The organism is Bacillus sp. HY001 (assembly GCF_007558965.1).
GTDB classification, from domain to species: domain Bacteria; phylum Bacillota; class Bacilli; order Bacillales; family Bacillaceae_G; genus Bacillus_A; species Bacillus_A mobilis.
On sequence record NZ_VLTE01000165.1, the window covers coordinates 40,373 to 60,973 of the forward strand.

General features: G+C 32.2%; 16 protein-coding genes. All 16 read right to left on the minus strand.

Going from position 1 to position 20,601, the window contains the following annotated elements; all coding sequences use genetic code 11:
- Nucleotides 1-62: 62 nt before the first annotated feature.
- Entirely contained in the window at nucleotides 63-2,627 is a 2,565-nt protein-coding gene (locus tag FOT98_RS29840; protein ID WP_063260608.1) for a right-handed parallel beta-helix repeat-containing protein, read from the minus strand.
- 231 nt (nucleotides 2,628-2,858) lie between these two features.
- The gene (locus FOT98_RS29845; RefSeq protein WP_063260607.1) at nucleotides 2,859-3,920 is read right to left on the minus strand and encodes a glycosyltransferase family 2 protein; all 1,062 of its coding nucleotides are present in this window, start codon (nucleotides 3,918-3,920) and stop codon (nucleotides 2,859-2,861) included.
- An 85-nt stretch (nucleotides 3,921-4,005) separates the two neighbouring features.
- Nucleotides 4,006-5,565 carry a lipopolysaccharide biosynthesis protein gene (locus FOT98_RS29850; protein WP_063260606.1) on the minus strand — a complete coding sequence of 520 codons (1,560 nt, stop codon included), beginning with the start codon at nucleotides 5,563-5,565 and terminating at the stop codon, nucleotides 4,006-4,008.
- 17 nt (nucleotides 5,566-5,582) lie between these two features.
- Nucleotides 5,583-6,851 (minus strand): hypothetical protein, encoded by a 1,269-nt coding sequence (locus FOT98_RS29855; protein WP_063260605.1) that lies wholly within the window; start codon nucleotides 6,849-6,851, stop codon nucleotides 5,583-5,585.
- A 22-nt stretch (nucleotides 6,852-6,873) separates the two neighbouring features.
- Nucleotides 6,874-7,863 (minus strand): polysaccharide pyruvyl transferase family protein, encoded by a 990-nt coding sequence (locus FOT98_RS29860; RefSeq protein ID WP_063260604.1) that lies wholly within the window; start codon nucleotides 7,861-7,863, stop codon nucleotides 6,874-6,876.
- A gap of 71 nt (nucleotides 7,864-7,934) precedes the next feature.
- Nucleotides 7,935-9,134: a glycosyltransferase gene (locus FOT98_RS29865; RefSeq protein WP_063260603.1), complete on the minus strand. Its 1,200-nt coding sequence runs from the start codon at nucleotides 9,132-9,134 to the stop codon at nucleotides 7,935-7,937.
- Between the two features lie 117 nt (nucleotides 9,135-9,251).
- A complete protein-coding gene (locus FOT98_RS29870) occupies nucleotides 9,252-10,409 on the minus strand; it encodes a glycosyltransferase family 1 protein (protein ID WP_063260602.1) in 1,158 nt (385 codons plus the stop codon).
- Nucleotides 10,410-10,457: 48 nt separating this feature from the next.
- Complete coding sequence (locus FOT98_RS29875; protein ID WP_063260601.1) at nucleotides 10,458-11,522, minus strand: EpsG family protein; 1,065 nt, start codon at nucleotides 11,520-11,522, stop codon at nucleotides 10,458-10,460.
- A 33-nt stretch (nucleotides 11,523-11,555) separates the two neighbouring features.
- On the minus strand, nucleotides 11,556-12,449 hold the full coding sequence (locus FOT98_RS29880; protein ID WP_063260600.1) for a glycosyltransferase family 2 protein: 894 nt from the start codon (nucleotides 12,447-12,449) through the stop codon (nucleotides 11,556-11,558).
- 5 nt (nucleotides 12,450-12,454) lie between these two features.
- Complete coding sequence (locus tag FOT98_RS29885; RefSeq protein WP_063260599.1) at nucleotides 12,455-13,564, minus strand: glycosyltransferase family 1 protein; 1,110 nt, start codon at nucleotides 13,562-13,564, stop codon at nucleotides 12,455-12,457.
- Complete coding sequence (locus tag FOT98_RS29890) at nucleotides 13,549-14,706, minus strand: glycosyltransferase family 4 protein (protein ID WP_063260598.1); 1,158 nt, start codon at nucleotides 14,704-14,706, stop codon at nucleotides 13,549-13,551. Before FOT98_RS29890 ends, FOT98_RS29885 begins: the two co-directional genes overlap by 16 nt.
- Before the next feature lie 33 nt (nucleotides 14,707-14,739).
- Nucleotides 14,740-16,566 carry a polysaccharide biosynthesis protein gene (locus tag FOT98_RS29895; RefSeq protein ID WP_063260597.1) on the minus strand — a complete coding sequence of 609 codons (1,827 nt, stop codon included), beginning with the start codon at nucleotides 16,564-16,566 and terminating at the stop codon, nucleotides 14,740-14,742.
- Between the two features lie 290 nt (nucleotides 16,567-16,856).
- Nucleotides 16,857-17,519 carry a CpsD/CapB family tyrosine-protein kinase gene (locus tag FOT98_RS29900; protein ID WP_063260596.1) on the minus strand — a complete coding sequence of 221 codons (663 nt, stop codon included), beginning with the start codon at nucleotides 17,517-17,519 and terminating at the stop codon, nucleotides 16,857-16,859.
- Nucleotides 17,468-18,208: a YveK family protein gene (locus FOT98_RS29905; protein WP_063260595.1), complete on the minus strand. Its 741-nt coding sequence runs from the start codon at nucleotides 18,206-18,208 to the stop codon at nucleotides 17,468-17,470. Before FOT98_RS29905 ends, FOT98_RS29900 begins: the two co-directional genes overlap by 52 nt.
- Before the next feature lie 455 nt (nucleotides 18,209-18,663).
- Nucleotides 18,664-19,998, minus strand: coding sequence for a type I glutamate--ammonia ligase (gene glnA, locus FOT98_RS29910; protein WP_061677946.1), 1,335 nt, complete (start codon nucleotides 19,996-19,998; stop codon nucleotides 18,664-18,666).
- Nucleotides 19,999-20,046: 48 nt separating this feature from the next.
- Nucleotides 20,047-20,436, minus strand: a complete 390-nt coding sequence (gene glnR / locus FOT98_RS29915) for a transcriptional repressor GlnR (protein ID WP_000656784.1) — start codon at nucleotides 20,434-20,436, stop codon at nucleotides 20,047-20,049.
- Nucleotides 20,437-20,601 lie beyond the last annotated feature (165 nt).

A 20,601-nucleotide genomic window follows, 5' to 3' on the forward strand; every position in this document is an offset into this window, starting at 1 on the left:
AAAGCCACTATGCCTATGAAAACATGGTAGCCTTTCTTTTTTTATATTAATAATTAAGCACATTACGCATTCATTTGCCCGAACGTTACAAACATGGCCAATGGACCAATTTCCTGCCATACAATATCATTATCAGTAATAGTACCGCTGGAAATTGTAGAAAAAGTGGGTGGGATTGTATGTGACGTACCATTATTTACAGCTTCATATACATGGTTACCAAAATTAATTCTACTTCCTTTCACATAACTTTTAGATGCTGTCCACGTTTGATCATTTGCATATCCAGCTTTAGAACAAATCCAACCAATATATCCTCCTGCAATCGGATTTGAATTTCTTAGTTCTTGTCCTAATCTATAATATCCTGTTGTTGGGATAGTTGGTATTCGATAGTATGGATCTAGCACACCGTTTACAATATTTCCTTGTAGAAATTCTTTTCCTGTAATCATCATTGTTGCATTATTTAGCATGTTATTCTGCATTACGACTTGAAGTGTACTGCTCGTTGTTCTATTGTCTATCCCAACTTGTATTAAATTTATAGCGGTTATAGTATTATTTTGGATTACTGCTTGTTTGCCTGCAAATGCTGCATCTAAAATAATAATCGTTCTTTGAAGAGTATCATTTTTAATTTTCGCAACATTCCCACTTAACACTATATCATCGGATACATTTTGAACATTTAAGACCGTTCCATTCGGTTTTTCAATATGACAATTAATCATCTTGAATGATTTGAGGTTATTTACTGTAAGTAACGTATTGTTTTTATCCTTACTAATGAACTTACAATCTCTTAATTCTAAAGAATCTGTATTACTTGTAATACCCAACAAATCAATTTCCTTAAAAAAACAATTTGTGTATGTTCCTGCAAATAAGGTTGGGTTTTTAACATTATTAAATAGTGTATTTTCAAATATCCACCCTGATTTAAATGTTCCTGCTGTTACATAATTTAAATACAACACATCTTGCCCTTCAAACACGCAGTTTGAAATTATTTGCGGCTCATTTTTCACCTCTAAAGTCCATTGATACAATGATGACAAAGAAGTTAGTTTATCAGCATCGTTAAAAAAACGACATGAATCAACTTTAACTACATATGAAAAAGGTGTATCAATAATCATCTTACTATTGCAAAAAACATTACCTAGTATGTTAATAGACCTGTTCGCATACGCACCCTGCGTGTTTATTTGTGTGCCATAAACGTAATTATTAGAGAAAATAACATCTCCTGACAAAGCGATCTTTGTTAATCGAATATTATTTCCTGCCACTATTACCCTATCCGCGCCACCATTAATAGCTAGCCCAACATAAGCATTTGATACTGTATTCATTATAGAATTATCCAAAACATAAATAAATTTCCCATTTACAACAATAATATTATAATTTTTATTATCATGAAAATTATTTCTTTCAATATAGATATATTGGTTTAAATCATATCCATCTTCAATATCAATTCCACTTTGTGGATTAGTACCTGCAATATGATGAATATTATTATCCCGAATGTATACATTCTTTGCACCACATACACTGATCCCTTGTCTACGACAGTCATGTAAATCACATTTCTCAATATACGTATATTGAGGGAACGAAGGCACTCGAACATTTATTAAGCAATTTGTAGGAACAGGCACATTACCTTGATGCAGAACGATTTTAGCATAACTTGCTTCTTTAGGAACCTCTACTTCATCAAAAAATTGGACATTAATTTTTGAAGTTATAAATACATTACTTAGAGTATAAAAAATCACATCATAATAATCACATTTTATATCAGAACCCAATGCTCCAAATCCATTTCCATATAAACCGAAGTAACCATACTTTACAATAGCCACTTGGGTCATATCAATTTTCAACTTGGAACGTATCTTTGTTGTACTACTTATTAATGAACCATCTGTTGTATTAATTGCTCCCTGTTCAAATGAACTTGCTAATGATGTAGGAAAAGGTGAAATCTGCCCAAAAGTACTGTTCAGTGTAATCGCATCTCCTGTACAATCTAAAATATCTAGATTATCTAAAGATAGAAACCTTATATTGTTCCCCCCATCGGCAGGCGGAGTAAAACTCCCTACTTCAATTCCATACCCTCCCTCATGTGTTCCTCCACTTGAATAATCATGCGTATCTCTATCTCCTTGGATAACACCATTTGTAACCCTAGAATAAATCTGATTTTTACGGAAACTTATAATTGCATAACCTGTCAATTTATTCGTTTCCATTTTTAAGATTGAACCATTTAAATTCAGTGTAAGGTAGCTTTGAGGTTCAATAGGATTTTGTTTATCAATTAAATATATACCTTTTGGTAATACAACTTCTATACATCCTTGTTGCGACGCCCAAACTAAAGCATTATTAATCCCCTGAGAAGTATTAACGGCATCAGTTCCATCATTCTTAACATTCCACCTATCTAATTCTAATGTATATATACTTGAAGAATTTAGAATCCCTAACGATTTTGGAATCCATTTTGACTGATTACTATCATAAGTCAAAATATCGTCATTAGAAGGAGGTTTTGTTACAAAATTCAAATCACTCAAACTTCCAAGATTCGCCTTTCTGATCCACATCAATTTTCACCTCTTTTTCACTTTTCTATATATTATGTTCAGTAAGGTAAATTGATTGGATATAGTAGAATTAATTGCACTTTATAAATATCCATACAGAAATTCACTATTCAGAAAGACCTTTTATAATCTCTTTCTTCTTTCCTAAAAAATTTTCTCCAACTCATTATTTTTGGTATACTTTCCAAAAATCGGAGAACATTTTCTATTTTCATAACGAATTACAATAAGTTATATTACTGGAAGCTTAGCAATAATATTTTTAATAACCCTTTTGATTTTCCCCTTTCTATACATTTTTTCACCTAGTGCGTATAAATAATCTACATTTTTATATTTGATAGCATCTAAATATTCCTTTGAAAAGTAGTCCCTAGAACCTTCGTTATGCAAACATTCTATTACCTTTTCATTCGAAACATACTTTTCTATCAATTCTCTAATGTGCATTTCACCAAGGTTGCTATTAAATAAATTATATAGACATGTTTTAAATGTATTTAGCAACATTATACTAATTCCATTGTATTGCTTTTGTTGAGTATCTAAATAATATTTATTAATAACTTCTTTTTGTATTTGATAGCCATTGACCATATCCTCAAATAAATACGGCATATATTTACTTGTTAGTCCACCCATCCTATAATAATATAAAGCCTGATCAATAATTGTTATCCTATTTGATTTTATAAACATTTCCAAATTATAAAAGAGATCGTCACCCAAAAAATGTATTTTATTCAAATACTCCCCACAACTTTCGAGTATCTCCCTTTTATATAGCTTTGCATATAACGAAGATGGGAATGGATGTCCCCAAAAGTACGCTACTACCAATTCTTTCCTTATTCCCTCCTTATCATAAATTCTATTATTATCGAAGTATTCACTTTTATTTTTTTTCTTAATCAACACACCGTTACCTAAAACTTTATACGTATTACAAACTGTAATATCTGCAGAACTTTCAACAGATTGTTTATATAATATTTCAACCATTCTTCTGTCAATCCAGTCATCTGCATCTACAAACATGACATAATCAGAACTCGAAGCTTCTATGCCTTTTTTTCGAGTTGTAATACTCCCCTCATTTTTTTTATTTATTACAATGATTCTTTTATCTTGTCTTTCATATTTCCTACATATATTCAAACTACTATCTGAGGATCCATCATTCACCAAAATCAATTCCAAATCCTCAAATGTCTGATTAAGAATAGAATGTATACATTTATCAAGTTTTTTCTCTGCATTATAAATAGGTATTACTATACTTACCTGACTCATAAACTTCACCTCCCTTTGTAGATATCATCTTCACTATTTTCTCTCCATTATCTAACATTTCAAGTGGTGAGATTCAAAAACTTATTCATAAATAGGTCTTACTTGAATTTTTATGTGCTAATCGTCTAGATATTATTTTAATGGTAAATGTTTTGAATATATCGATTAAATATTCAAACTCTCTAGTTTTTCTGAAAGCCAATAAAAAAATTACATTTGGAATAACTAAACATAAAACACTACGTATTACCATATTAATGACCATAGAATTATTAAAGATATTGCCCAAAATATCCGTTATTATAACAGCAACTAACACCAGTAATATAAACAAACCATATCTGGCAAAATATAATTTCACTGATTTTTTGAAAACTAAGTTATATATAATATAAGGATCGTACCAGAAGTAAGTACACAATCTACTGATGATGGTTCCAAAAAACACACCTGCAATTCCTATGTGTTTCGCGAGAATTATAGAAAATATAATATTTATAACAGCCGCTATAATAGGTCTATATTTTCCTTTTTTAAATAAACCAGTGGTTTCTCTAAAAGTTGTGGCCGCATTTTGCATTCCAGCAGTAAAAAAATTTAGTATTATGGCAAAAACTATATATTTATCAAACACATAATTTTCACCTAACCATAAAGTTATAAATGGATCCATTAAATTCCAAAGACAAACCGTACAAAATCCATATATCCAAAAATTAGCGAAATTAATCACACGAAAAATAAAATATTTTTTTTCTGCATCTTCTTTAACATTTAAATTTCCGACACTGGCAGTAATAGAATAAAAAAAATACCCTAACAAGGTATTTAATGTGTTTAAAATCAACAAATAGTTCGAATACATACCAACCCAAATAATTCCAACAAATTTAGAGATAACAATATTATCAGTTCCGTTAATTACTACACCACTAATTTTGTATAATAATAACGCATATAAATTTTCAAAAAATATCTTTCTATCCTCTTTGGATAGTTTTGCATTATTTTTCTCTTTTAAATATGGATATAATTTATTTGCCGTATTTGCAATATATATATTTTCAATTACTCTTAATGTTAATTGAACTATTAGCACCATAATATAATTACCTGTAGCTACCAATAAAAAAACTTGTAAAGAGTGAGATATGATTGTGAATATACTGTGTATTTTAGATATAATATGATTACGTTGATCAGCGATAATAATTGATTGCTTATACACAAAATAATATGATGAAACTGAACTTACTAAAAATAAGAGATAGATAATGTTAATATTTTCAATTGTAGTATGAGCATTCGTTATATAAGGAAGAAATGGTAATAGTGCTAATCCTATCAATAAAACTATTAATCCTATTAATCTGTATGCTTTTTGGTATAAGTTCATTAATGCCTGTATTTTATAAATATCCTTTTCAGCTAAAGGCCTGTATAAACTATAAATTATAGCAGTATCAAAACCCAAATTAGCTAGCGAAAACATAATTAATATACTTGTAAAAAGTCCATCCACCCCTAAATATTCTATGCCAAGTATATAAATAAAAACAGTTCTAACAATAAACCCCATACCAATACTAATTATTTGTCCAGACAAACCGAATAATATATTTTTTAGGGAATTTTGTATCCTCATAATAATACCTTCTATTTTTAATTGTTTTGTTTAAGTATTGCATTTACCTTAATACGAATCTTTCTTTTTAAAATAGGAAAAAATTTTGTTACTCTATATTTTAATAATGCTCTTCTTCGCTGCGCTTTAAAATCATAATCTAAAAACCAATCTAGTAAATCTTTATCTAATATATAAGTGTAGTTTTGCTTCATCCGAACTTGAATTAGATTCCAATACATAACAATAAACGTATTTGTAAAAAACTTCACCTCATTATTTAAAGATGTTTTGACGTACTGAAAAAGATTATTTGGGATATTGAATCCATATTCACGCGGATCTTTTCCTTCAGCAATAATTCCCATAATAGTTCTTAAACATTTTTCACATTTACAACAATTTTCTTCATTTTTAAAACATACCCTGATATTAACCGACTCCTTATTAGTTGAATAATGATCAACAACCACTTTAACCTTATCCTGCCTAGTAAGTTCGTACCCATCGTGAAAAACCTCACCCGATGCATATTTTATTTCGTTGTCCACTGTTGGATCAGATGCACAAGTAACTTGATATAAAGGGGAATTAGAACTTGCAATATATATGCATTTTATCTTAAGTTTGAAAGCTATAGGAATAGCTGCAGATATTATTGCTAATCCATGGTGTAATCCATGCCACCATGTATCTTCTAATTTATTTCTAAAGTCATGATCAACATTCCCCGCAATTATAAAAGTACCATAATTAGATTGTATAAGAATGTTTTCTAATCCATTATCTTTTGCAAAATTTATAACATTTTCTTTATCTGCATCCCACACATTACTGCTCTCTATATCATCTTCATGCCATCCATATTCAGTAACCAATAACGGCCTTTTATCCTTTATTCTTATAAAAGTAGTAAGTGCATCAAGTCCTCCACTAAATAGAGATGCTGCCTCTAATCTAGGAATATAAGTATTGTCAACAATTTTATCTACAACAATAGAACCCATAAATTTGACATTAGGAAACATGTTTTGATATGCATTCTTTATATTATTTAGACAGATATAAAAGGATTTATCTAATTCTTCTATCACTATTGTTGAATCTGTAATCCATATTAGAGGGACTACATTCGCAACAAATGGAATAGCTAAAATGCTATTTGGAATATCAGATAAATCATAGTTGTATTCAAGAAACATATGATTACCTGTGTTAAAATACTTTTGTAAATCCCCCTTGATACTAAAAAAGTAATCAACTCTGTTATGTTTTACGATAATTTTATCGAGAATTATACTATTCATTTTTTCCTCCTTATAAATCGCCTCATTTACCATAGATTTTTGGTTGATTGGAGAATTGTTTTAACCATAGATTTACCACATCAAAATCCACCTTTACCTCCGTTATTATTTCTGAATTAATCATTTTCTCAAGATGATTAAAATCAGCTCTATCGATTAAATTTAAATTGTATGTCTCGCCCATCCCTTGGGCTCTTTCATCTATTGAAATAATTATTGTGCGTTTTTTATGTCGCATTGCAAATATACCCCCATGTAAACGCGTTCCGATATAATCCACCTCTGTATTAAGTATTTTTTCGTATTCTTCTATAGTAGGTGGCAAAATTTTTATTTTTTGTATATCTTTTAATTCTTTAAAATATTCATAATCCCCAGCGTCTTGTATCCAAAAATAAACGTTTTTATAATTTCTATTAAGTACATCTATCAATAATTGATCCTTTGCAAAATCCTTAGAATGATGAGTAAGTGTAAAAACTACTGAGTCTGATTTTTTTGTTGGGATTTCCTTGCAAAACTCAGGTGTAAGGGACCATAATGTTGCACAGCCTGTATTTAAAGCTTTAAACCCCATTTCTTCTAAAAACCTTTTCGTTCTTTCGTCCCTAACACTATGTATATATTCATGTGATAGCACTTTCTTATATAACAACTTTGTATATTTATTTATCTTATTTCCTTTCCCTGCACCAACACCAACTAGAATGCTCCCTTTTAAAGGACCACAATTAAACATATTAATATTCCATTGAGGAAAGTGAGTAAGCATATCCATCACTAACAAGTTTGAACCGCCTACAAACTTATATTTAGCACTACTATAAATCTGTACTCGATGTGATTTTCTTGCTACTTGATACCAATGAAACGGTGAAACATGGGTGGGTAATGTTAAAACATATGCATTTTTAGTTATATCAGATAGCTGGTACTTTACACACTTCATTATTATGTCATCGCCCTTATTAAGAGAACCTACCGACGTATCTAACACTAAAACATTATCCATGAAAACACTTCCTCCAAATATCTTTTATACATATAATAAAAGATTTTTTAGTTTTATAAATTAATCAATTATCACTCAATTAATCTATATATCTTTTCCACTTCTCTTTCATTACCATAATTTCGTTGACTAACATTATTCACAATTTCAGTTCTGAATTCGACATCATCAACCAGCTTTTTTATTCCCTCTACAATCCCATCTACACCCATTGGACAAATATATCCATCTACACCATTCTCTAACTGGCTTTTTGCAGTTGGAAAATTAGTTATAAGTACTGGTTTATTAAGGATCTGTGCCTCACGTACTGTCACAGCCTTCCCTTCATATCTGGATGGTTGTACATATATATCACATGCCTTTATGTACGGATATGGATTAGTCTTCTTGCCTAGTAGAAAGAATCTACCTTGCAGCTCTAGTTTATCTATCATTTTTTCAAGTTCAGTCTCTTGAGGTCCATATCCAACAATGTACCACTCAATATCGTACCCTTGGTCCAATAATTTCCGAAAGGCATATATAGCATCATCGATTCCCTTAGCATATGAAAGTCTACCAACAGTAACAAGTTTGATCCGTTCAAGGCTAACTGGTATTTCATGATTAACATCTTGATTAGATTGCTTACATATAAACTCGGGAGATATTATATTTTCAATAACCTCTACCTTTTTATTAATATAAGGAACGTTACTAAGAAATGTATCTCTACAACTTTCAGAGACAGCCACAATATCATCTATTTCTTTCCACATTTTATATTCCATATCTTTATTCAGCTGTATATTCGAATAATCAGTATGAATCCATCCAATTTTTCTTTTTGCCCGAACTTTATTACCTATGAAATAATGTGGCCACAAAAAGCTAATTGCAACATCATACTCTTCTTCCAATTTCGGAAGAAATGGAAGAGACATTCTCCATCCATATTGAATGACAAAGTACCCTGGTTCTTCACTTTTCACATATCTGCCATGCACAGTACCCATAACTTTCCCTATCAACCTTGTTATCCCAATAGAGATATGCCCCTCTTTTACTATCTGTTTAATTGATTTTCTAAAAGTAGTGTATTTTTGTAATTCCTGTAATAAATTTGGTTCTTTCGGTAGTAAAGTGAAAAACTCTCCTTCATGTTTTAATAACATTAAATCTACATCATATCTACTGTAATCAATTGTATTTAGTAAACCAATCAAACTTCTTTCTACCCCACCAATTGCCAAATCAAACGATGTAATCAATATTTTTTTCTTTTTCATCCTCGAATACCTCACAAAATCTATTGTGGATTTCTATTATTTCATATGACTTTTTTTGCTATCTCCGGCCAACAAATCACCATATGAATCCATTGTATAAATTAGCAATAAACCAGATTACCTTATAACTTCCTTATCCTCTATTCCGTATAAAGTTAACCAATCAAGAATATTATTATTAATATCAAAACCTAATTTTGAAATATTATTAATTATAACTTCCTTTTCAGGTCTTTCTTTTAGTAGCGCTTTATAAATTTCTGTAGACCATATTTCAATTCTTTCATCTAAGCCAACAAACGACATTATACCTAACCCCATATCAGTATTTTTAGGTATTGTATCCGCCACAATACAAGGTACGCCTGCACACTGTGCTTCCAATGTCACAATACCAAACCCCTCGAATAAAGAAGGAAAAATAAAAACATCTAAAATATTCATAATTACCGGAACGTCCGTTCTCACTCCTAAAAATCTAATATTTTCATAAATACCTAGTTCTTTTGCTTTCAATTCAATAGAAGCTTTTAACGGACCATCCCCTGCTAAAATAGCGATAAAATTCGTATCCCTCTTTAAAATCTCCTTTAATACTTGTAGGATAAAAATATGGTTTTTCGATTCTGAAAAACGACCTATATGCCCAATTAATTTCGCAGCATCCGGTATACAAAGTTCTTTTCTTACACCGTCAATATCTCCTATATCCACATCAATAAATTGATTAATATCTAGTCCGTTTTTAATCAACTGCACCTTATTATCGTTAAGCATCCTTTCACCAAATAAAAAACGGGCCGCTTCAATACTACACGCACAATAATCTGTTCCAGCATATTTAATAATAGATTGCAGAACTTTTAAGGTAACTCTTGCTGCGACTCCAAATCCTTGCGGCCAATTATTACTATGAGAATGACAAATTCTCCTATTTATACCAGCCATCTTTGCAGCCACAGCTACAAAACCACCTTGATAATCCGTATGTGCATGTACAGCCACATATTGACCATTAGACATTATCTTTATAAGTTCTTTAATATATACCAGAGGCCCTACTTTTCCTAGACTCGGTATTCTATATACACTCCCACCTAACGCTGCTATTTCATCTTCATAATCACACTTCCCGCTTCCATGGGATACAAAATCAAATTGGAGTTTCTGTTTATCTATTTTTCTGTATATACTCATCAATAAAGTTTCGGCACCACCCCGATTCATAGCACTGACAATGTGCAAGACTCTTTTGTTTTTTTCAGTCTTAACCATTGAAATCTACCCCAATCTTACAATCAATTCCCTATATTTAATTCTTTATTATCCAAGCAAATTGCTCTTATAGATAATCCCCAAAGTAATTACATGTTCATATACAAAATAAATAAAATAACATACTAAAACTGCATAATAAATAAGCTTTTGATCTTTATCAGTAAATAACTTTACAACCCAGGAAATTAATATTAATTGATATAATCCAAAATAAATCGAAAATCTTGCAAAAATCCAATTTTGAGTTGAAATAATCATAAAGACTAAACCTAATAATGCCATGTTTACGATATAATCACTCTTTGGAAAAAGTTCTCTGAGTTTCTGCCTCCCAATGAAAGCAAGGATAAGCGGAGTTGCTTCCACAGCAACTCGAAGAATATTAGCTCCGCCTTCTTGAAAATCCTTATAGTGACCATATTGTGTATCCCCTATCGCTGCAAAGAGCACTTCTGCAAATTGATTAAACCCGATTACAATAAGCACTGCAAAAAAGAGAAGTATAAATGTTATGGCCGACCAAGCTTTTCTTCGAATTACAAAATAAATCGGAATCAACACAAGGGCGCTTTGATGAAAAGTAGATGCAAACAAAACTATTAAAAAATATTTTTTCCAATTCCCATCTAAAATATATTTTGTGGCTGCAAAAATAATAGCTGCTGTTAAATACTGTCTCACCCCATTCATTGAAACTAAGTACATACCCGATGCTATATATACATATAAACTTAACTCAATCATTCTTGAATATTTATATAAAACCGCTACTATTAATATATTTGTTATTAACGCTGTTATAAAAATTAGAACTTGAGGATCATTCGTATACATTTTTAAAATCATTTGCAAAGTACTAAATCCGATATTCTGGCTATCCTGAACATTCCCCCAATTAAAATCAGAAACTTTAAAAGCATGCATATAAAAATACGTATCACCAATATTATTTCTAAAACCAGATACTAGTACAAGAGAGGTCGTCGCCATTAAAATCAAGAGTCGATTCGGTTTTAACATCACAATTTCTGAAGTTACTGGGATCGCAAAATAACGTGCAAAAAACGCTAGTACGAACACTATAAAGAAATTCATCCAAAGTATAGTCATTATTCTTCCCTCTTATCAATCCTAAATAAATTTCTATATATTTACTTTCATTCTTGTTTTCAATGTAATGTAACTATATAGAATAATCCCAAATGGCACTGCACAAAGGGTAAGCACTTTGCATGGTGACTCTTTTATAAATTTTTTATTCTTCGCAATAATGCTACTTGATACATAATGTATAGCTTGTCTATATTTAAACAATCTATTTGCAAATGGTAGCTTCATCAGTTCCTTACGATAAAAAGCAAAACCTTTTGGATTTTTACGATACTGACTTAACATATTCATCGAAGAACCATCAGGCATATATTCAACATAGCAAAGAGCTTCATTCATCAGTAACATTTCATATTTCTTATCCAACATATAATATTTATATGCCAAACCTACATACTTCTCATTTTTAAAAATAGGATATGGATACTTCTTTGTTAGTTCTGTACGATATACTAATTTCTTATCTCCAGTTACACCATGTTTATTGTAGAGATTAAAAAGTGTAGAACGGTTAAGATGAGAAGGTAATTTTGAACCAATTACCTTCTCATCTATATATAAATCAAGAGCGATTATCCCACTTACCTGTTCATTTCCATTTTCATTCCAAAAATTAATAATTTTCTCTACGGCATCACTGGCCATTGAATCATCTGAATCAATACATACATTGAGTTCTGTATCAATCATTTCATAAGCTGTATTATGAGCACCATGCATACCTTGATTTGGTTGCCAACAATACCGCATGTCTATGTAATCTTCAGAAATCCAAGAATGCACTAACTCCTTTGTATTATCATCAGATCCATCATCTATAATAAGCCATATAAAATCTTTACATGTTTGTTTCTTCAAGCTTTCATAACATCCCTGAAGACAATACCCTCTATTATATGTAGGGGTAAAAACCGTTAGTTTTTTCAAATTTCTCACCTCGATACTGCTACATAGAATTTTTGAGTAAACCCAGTAATATTTTTTATATCGTATCCTTTTTCAGCTAACGTAAATTGTGCAATGCTTCTCGATATCTTCCTATCCGTTATACTTTGTAATTTCCCTGTCCACTCTCTTACATCTAACAAAGAGCACTGTTCAACTAAATTCAACCCCAAATCCACATCTTGTGTAATAGTATCCGATATAATACATGGCAAACCCGCCCCTTGTGCTTCAATAAGAGTAACTGGCAAACCTTCATAAATAGATGGAAATAAAAATGCATCAAATGCTTGTAATAAACGATTAATATCACTACGTATTCCTAAAAATTTCACTTTATCTGTTAGATCCAGTTTCTCTACTTTTTTCTCCACTTCCAATCGAAGCGGTCCATCTCCAACTAATAGAAGAATAGAGTTCGGCCTATATTTTATTAATTGAGCAAAAATATCAATTAAAAAAGTATGATTTTTTGGATGTGCAAATCTTCCCACATGTCCAACCACAAAAACATCCCCATGAAGTTTCAGTTCTTTTCTTACCTGCTCTCTAACGTCTGGATTAAATGTAAATTCATCACATTCAATTCCATTTTTTAATATTTTTGTTGTACTTTCTCTATTGGCAAACAACCATTGCGCTGCAGATACTGAACATGCTAAAAAATGTGTAGCACATGACATAATAAACGCTCCTGCATACCACTTATATATTTTTGCTATAGCGCCACCCTCACTGCTTGTACTATGACTATGCGCAATCCTAACTGGCACCCTTGCTTTTTTAGCTGAACGAAGTACAAAACCGCTCATTTTATCCATATGTGAATGAACGATTTTATAATGCGGATGAGTGCTAAAGAAAGTATCTAGTGCCTTTATATAACCTCTATGACCAACATCTGTAACGTATGGAATTCTATGAACTTTCCCGCCTAACTTTACTATCTCTTCATCAAATACCCCCTCTTTACAAGTTAAAAAATCAAATTGTACTTTTGAGCGGTCTATATTACGATACAAATTCATAATTAAAGTTTCGGCTCCGCCTCTATTCATATTTACGACTACATGTAATACTCTTAATGGAGCGCCCAATTTAAATCCTCCATTTCATCCATATAACTTGTATAAATTTCTTTTTTCTCTTTCAATACTTCATTAACTGAATATTCATTCGTAATAATAGTACGTCCATAATGTCCAAACTGCGCTTGTAATTCAGTATTTTTAGAAATAGAATTGATTCTTTCAGCCATCGTCTTTATGTCATCGCGTTCTATAGTCCAACCATTTTTATTATTAATAATTAACTCCCTATGCCCTCTGTTACTTGTAGCGATAACCGGAAGCCCACAAGCCATAGCTTCCATAATATTAACTGGTAAACCTTCCCGATAACTCGATGCAACAGCTAGATCACACATCTGTAGCAAAGAGGCTATATCATTTCTATAACCAAGAAAGTGAACCATACTACTCACGCCTAGTTGCGTCGCTATTTTTTTGCACTCTTCCATTAAAGGCCCTTCACCAGCAAGTAGTAGCTTCGCATGAGGAATTTCAGTTTTCAATTGTGCCAACAATTGAATTAACAAGCTTTGATTTTTGTTCTTATTAAATTCAGCTGCATAAAACATTAAAAAGTCTTTAGACTGATAACCATGTTTATCTCTTATTTTCTTCTTTTCTCTTTCAGTAACAGGAATAAATCGTTCTATATCTACCCCTACACCATGAACGAGTTTAATATCTTTCGCTTGAAAACGATGTTTAACTGCTAAATTGTAATCTTCTTGGTTAATTGTTATAAGACAATCTGTATTAATTGCCAAACTTCTTTCAATTGGATAATATAAAAGCCAATTTATAAACGATGATCCTTTACAAAAGTGAAATCCATGTGCCGTATATATGACCTTCGTCCCTTCACTCCTTGCTTTCCGAGCAGCTAGACGAGCAATTACGCCTCCCATAGGCGTATGACAGTGAATGATATTATATTTATTTTGATGAATAATTGATTTGAGTTTTTTATATGCATGAAGATTTTGTATGCTAAGAGGTGATCTTTGAATAGGCATATTATATTTTTCAGTTACATACGGAAGGTGTATATCCCCATTTGCTGCAACGTGTACTTCCCAACCTTGATCTGCAAACCATTTCAAATACGGTAAATGAAAAGCTTTAAAATGATAATCCACAGTTGCACAAAACAGAACTTTTTTAGACACCATCCCACGCACCCGTCTTATTATGAATTTTTGCCATTAACCTGATACTGGTATTAATAGTTTCAAAGTTTTACGCTGATTCACTAAATTTAACAATCGCTTTCTTAGTTCAAATCCATCTAATTCTGTATATTCAGAAATTATTTTTTCTATTTCTTCTATACGAACATTCATTTCTTGCCCTACATAAATTCTTGGGTGGACTTGCTGCTCATTCATTTCATCTTCTTTTAGTAATTCTTCAAAAAGTTTCTCTCCTGGGCGTATACCCGTAAATTCTATTCCTATTTCATCCACGGAGTTTCCTGACAATCGAATGAGGTTTTTAGCAAGATCCACTATTTTTACTGGTTCTCCCATATCGAGTACAAAAATTTCTCCACCTTTAGCTAACGCACCAGCTTGTACTACAAGTCTAGACGCCTCCGGAATTGTCATAAAATACCGAACCATATCTGGATGAGTAACAGTAACTGGTCCACCTTTTTGAATCTGCTTCTTAAATAAAGGGATAACACTCCCTCTACTCCCTAAGACATTTCCAAATCGTACAGTAACAAACTTTGTATGACTTATTTTATCTTTATGTTGTATTACCATCTCAGCTAATTTCTTTGTTGCCCCCATAACACTCGTTGGGTTCACTGCTTTATCCGACGAAATCATAACAAACGTTCCTACTCCATGTGTTCTTGCCGCCTCTGCTATATTCATAGTCCCAATCAAATTATTTTTAACTGCCTCTTCAGGATTGTTTTCCATTAATGGTACATGTTTATGTGCAGCAGCATGATATACAACATGAGGAAGATGTTTTTTCATTATTACATGCATCTTCTTTTCATCTTGTATATCTGCAATTTCTGGAATAAACACGCCTTTCCTATCATTATATTTTTCATTTAATTCCATTTCTATTGAATATATACTATTTTCTCCATGCCCTAATAAAATCAATTTTTTGGGCTTAAATTTCGCAACTTGTCTACAAATTTCTGAGCCTATCGATCCACCTGCACCAGTAACTAAAATGACTTTATCAGTTATATAATCTGAAATGATATCCACATCTAGCTCTACAGGATCACGCCCTAATAAATCTTCTACTTGAACATCTCTGAATTCATTCACTGAAACTTTACCTGTTACTAAGTCTTCTAACATTGGAAGAATTTGCGTTTTAACATTTGTTTTTAAACAATTTTTTAAAATAATATTTCTTTCTTTTTTGTTTAACGAAGGAATTGCTAAAATTATCATTTCGATATTCATTTTTTTAATAACGTAATCAATTTGGTTCATACCACCAATTACCGGAATCCCCCAAATATCTAGATTATGTTTTTTGATATTATCATCAATAAATGCGACTGGCATTAATTCCGTAGCACTGTTCTTCAACAACTGTCTTGCAACCATTGTCCCAGCAGATCCAGCACCAACAATTAACGTTCTTTTCTTATCGCCTTTTTTTACATAATAAATATCTCTGTACATTCTCCAAATAAAGCGAGAACCACCTATTAACAAAATATGAATCATCCAAGTAACAACTAACAATCGAAAATACATTTTTCCGATGACTAGTTGCTGCACAGCCGCTGTAGTAAGTATAGAAAATGTAACAACCTTGCATATAATTAGCAATTCTCCTATACTTGCATATTCCAAAGCCTTTTTATATAACTTATAAATAAAAGCAAACAAATGATGACTAACTAATAAAGTGATAGAGCTAATAACTGATGATAAAGTGATAACACTAAAGCTAGCATTTACAAAAAAATAACTAAAAAAAATAGCAGTTAATACTATCAGTGAATCCATTAAAAGCAATAACGATATCCTCCGGCGATACGTCATATAACTTCCTCCTTTAATCAATTCCTTACTTAACTCTTTCAAACTTAAAGTTTCTAACTATATTCTCTTTATTAAAAACACATAGTTAGAAACTTTAATAAAACATGGGCATCTAACCCTCCCTCACATTACACTTTTGACGACTGGCATCTAAGGTTATTTTCACAACCCACAGCATAATCGAGTGCCTCCATTGATAGCGGTTAGGAGACATCACCACATCACAATCCTATTGTTTTTTCTTTATAACGAACACTCTCACATACAAAGATTTAATTTAAAACTATCCTTTATACTTTTCCATTCAAAATCGCACCCAATATTCTACTGTTCGTAAAACTTAATGCCCTTTTCGTTTCAAGTGCATCTTCGTTCACAGTGCGATTATACCGGATCACCAAAAGAACACCTTCACACTTATCAGCTAATACACTCGTATCTGTTACTTCTAATACAGGGGAAGAGTCAAATAATATGATGTCATACCGTTCCATCGCCTTTTGAATCAACATATCCATTGCCTCTGAACTAAGTACTTCTGACGGATTGAATGGCACTGGACCGCTAGTTAATACATCCAGACTTTCCATCTTTGTTTTTTTTACAGCACCCACCAAATTTGTTTTTCCGTTCAATATGTCAGTTAAACCAATTGTATTTTCCACTCCAAACATTTCATGAATCGTTGGTGTTCGTAAATTCGCATCTATTACCAATACTTTTTCGCCTTTTTGCGCTATTGAGACCGCTAAATTAACTGTAATTGTTGATTTTCCTTCACCGTACCTCGGAGAAGTAATCACTATCGTTCTACTTTTATGAATCGACGAAGATAATTGAATGTTAGTTCGTAGCGAACGATACTGCTCCGAAATTTTCGATCTTGGGGCGGTATACGCAATCATACTTTCTCCTTTAACTTTATTTGTTTTCCATCTATTTTTGTATGCCACTCTGTTCCCTCCCCCAATAACACTGTATTTTTCCCACTAAATTTATCTTTCATATTCTTCTTATTCATTTTAGAAATTCCACCTAAAACAGGGATATCTAACAATTGTTCAATTCGTCGTTCTGATTTGATTCTCTCATCCAATGAATCCAATAAAAAAATAAAACCGATACTGAGCACCATACCTAACGTGAATGCGATTAGTATCGTCTTAAAGTGATTTATATTTATAGGCATAGAATTCTTTTGAACTGGATCCTCTGGTAATATGCTCACATTATTAAAATTCAGTATATTTGCTACTTCTTGCTTATAAACAGCAGCTGTAGTATTTGCAATTTTATGTGCAATCACAGGATCCATATCCACTACATTTATCCTCATAATTTGAGAGCCTTGTACACTTTCCGTACTTATTTGTCCACTTAATGCACCTGCTGATCTATTTATATTCAATTCAGCAGCTACTTTTTCTAATATTACAGGCTCATTTACCATCGCTTTCAATGTATTCATCGTTTCAGCGTTAGCTTGAACAATTACCCTAGCTGAGGAAGCATACAAAGGCGTTTTCATATACATACTATACAGTGCTCCTCCTACCGTTGTAAGAGTCGTAAACAATAGCAATATCCATACTCTTTTCCATATTACATTAAACAGATTTTTTAAATTTATTTCCTTATTCATTACTTCTCCCCCTCATTTAATACCAATGAGATTTCAGTTAAACGTTCTATAAAAGAACAAAAATAAAATTATTATTTTTATCTTTCGAATATACAAAAGTTTCTAATTAATGATAGTTTAGTTCTTTATATAGAACGAGTCAATACAATTTATTTTCGTTTAACCTCTTCTTAATTTTAGCCCAAAGATTACGACAACATTCTTCATAATTCACTGTAGATAAATGACGAAAATCCCCTATTATTGCATTATCAGGGGGGTTTTCTTTGTATTGAAACGTATTTCAGCAAGGATTTTCAACCCATTTAAATAGGTCACTTTTTCAAATGATATTCATCGCGTATAATTATTAGCAAGTACATTCTTGAATTTGTTTGTCCCATTATATTCCTCCTATAAAAATGCCCGATAAATAAAAAACCCTTGACACATTATGTGTCAAGGGTTTAAGTCTCTTAGTATAGAGACATATATTGATCGCGTTCCCATTGGTGAACTTGCGTGCGGAAGATATCCCACTCAATCTCTTTTGCTTCGATGAAGTGCTCAAGTAAATGATCACCTAGTGCACCACATACTACTTCATTAGATTGTAATGTAACTAATGCTTGCGCTAATGTTGCTGGTAAGTCAACGATGCCAGCTTCTTCGCGCTCTTCTTTTGTCATTACGTAGATGTTACGGTCTACTGCAGCTGGTGGTGTTAATTTGTTTTTAATTCCATCAAGACCTGCTGCTAATAATGTAGCCATTACTAAATATGGGTTTGCAGCTGGGTCAACACTACGTACTTCTACGCGTGTACTAATACCACGAGATGCAGGGATACGTACTAATGGGCTACGGTTTTGTGCAGACCATGCTACGTAACAAGGAGCTTCGTATCCAGGTACTAAACGCTTGTAAGAGTTTACAGTTGGATTTGCTACCGCTGTAAATGCTGGTGCGTGTTTTAAAATACCTGCGATGAAATGACGAGCATCATCACTTAATTGTAAGTCACCGTTTTGATCGAAGAATACGTTCTCACCATTTTTGAATAGTGATAAGTTACAGTGCATACCTGAACCGTTCACACCGTATAATGGTTTTGGCATAAATGTTGCATGTAAACCGTGTTTACGAGCAATTGTTTTTACAACAAGTTTGAATGTTTGAATATCATCACATGAGCGAATTGCACTTGCATATTTAAAGTCAATTTCGTGTTGACCTGGAGCAACTTCATGGTGAGACGCTTCAATTTCAAAGCCCATCTCTTCTAGTTCAAGAACGATATCACGACGACAGTTTTCCCCTAGATCCATCGGCGCAAGGTCGAAGTATCCACCGTTATCGTTTAATTCTAATGTTGGATTTCCTTTTTCATCTACTTTAAATAGGAAGAATTCTGGCTCTGGTCCAAGATTGAAATCTGAGAATCCTAAAGCTTCCATTTCTTTTAACACACGTTTTAAGTTGTTACGTGGGTCTCCATCAAATGGAGTGCCATCTGCATTGTAAATGTCACAAATTAGACGAGCAACTTTACCTTTTTCAGCAGTCCATGGGAAAATTACCCAAGTGTCTAAGTCAGGATATAAATACATATCAGATTCTTCAATACGTACGAAACCTTCAATCGAAGATCCATCAAACATCATTTTGTTATCAAGAGCTTTCGTTAATTGTCTCACTGGAATCTCTACGTTTTTAATTACTCCTAAAAGGTCTGTAAATTGTAAACGGATATACTTTACATTCTCTTCTTCCGCCAAACGGAAAATATCTTCTTTTGTGTACCTAGCCATTATAAATTCCTCCTTAGTCCCTCTAAACACCTTCAGAATCAGTTCTCTTTAGTGAAAAAACCTTGAAATGTCACCTTGTCGCAATGAAGTCCGATTAAATCTACCTGTATGTTGTAGTTCATCTCGAAGTATTTTGCGAAGCTCAGTTTTTGAAATTTCTTTCGTTTCTTCTTTTACTTTCACTGTTTCTGTTTGATTTTCTTTCATTAGTAACACTTGTTTAATACCAGCCATATTCAAGCCTTGATCTAATAAATCTTTAATCTCTAACAACTTATCTACATCGTTAAATGAAAATAATCTACGATTCCCCTTTGTACGGGTTGGAGAAACAAGATTATGCTCTTCATAGTAGCGAATTTGACGTGCAGATAATTGTGTTAAATCCATAACAATACCAATAGGAAACAGCGGGGCAGAACGTCTATCTTCTTTCATTGTTTCAGTTCCTCCTTCGCCTTAACTGCTTCTCATTTTATACCATGTTATGTTTAGTGTCAATAGATGTTAGCTTTTCTTACATGATTTTTTTATAAATTTTTTCATTCTTTTTTCTAATGAAATAAATCATTACTTTCACAAGAAAAAAGCTGTCGAAATCGA

Coding starts and splice junctions, on each gene's coding strand:
- FOT98_RS29840 (WP_063260608.1), bottom strand. CDS start 2,627: ATGTGGATCAGAAAGGCGAATCTTGGAAGTTTGAGTGATTTGAATTTT.
- FOT98_RS29845 (WP_063260607.1), bottom strand. CDS start 3,920: ATGAGTCAGGTAAGTATAGTAATACCTATTTATAATGCAGAGAAAAAA.
- FOT98_RS29850 (WP_063260606.1), bottom strand. CDS start 5,565: ATGAGGATACAAAATTCCCTAAAAAATATATTATTCGGTTTGTCTGGA.
- FOT98_RS29855 (WP_063260605.1), bottom strand. CDS start 6,851: ATGAATAGTATAATTCTCGATAAAATTATCGTAAAACATAACAGAGTT.
- FOT98_RS29860 (WP_063260604.1), bottom strand. CDS start 7,863: ATGGATAATGTTTTAGTGTTAGATACGTCGGTAGGTTCTCTTAATAAG.
- FOT98_RS29865 (WP_063260603.1), bottom strand. CDS start 9,134: ATGAAAAAGAAAAAAATATTGATTACATCGTTTGATTTGGCAATTGGT.
- FOT98_RS29870 (WP_063260602.1), bottom strand. CDS start 10,409: ATGGTTAAGACTGAAAAAAACAAAAGAGTCTTGCACATTGTCAGTGCT.
- FOT98_RS29875 (WP_063260601.1), bottom strand. CDS start 11,522: ATGACTATACTTTGGATGAATTTCTTTATAGTGTTCGTACTAGCGTTT.
- FOT98_RS29890 (WP_063260598.1), bottom strand. CDS start 14,706: ATGGTGTCTAAAAAAGTTCTGTTTTGTGCAACTGTGGATTATCATTTT.
- FOT98_RS29895 (WP_063260597.1), bottom strand. CDS start 16,566: ATGACGTATCGCCGGAGGATATCGTTATTGCTTTTAATGGATTCACTG.
- FOT98_RS29905 (WP_063260595.1), bottom strand. CDS start 18,208: ATGAATAAGGAAATAAATTTAAAAAATCTGTTTAATGTAATATGGAAA.
- glnA (WP_061677946.1), bottom strand. CDS start 19,998: ATGGCTAGGTACACAAAAGAAGATATTTTCCGTTTGGCGGAAGAAGAG.
- glnR (WP_000656784.1), bottom strand. CDS start 20,436: ATGAAAGAAGATAGACGTTCTGCCCCGCTGTTTCCTATTGGTATTGTT.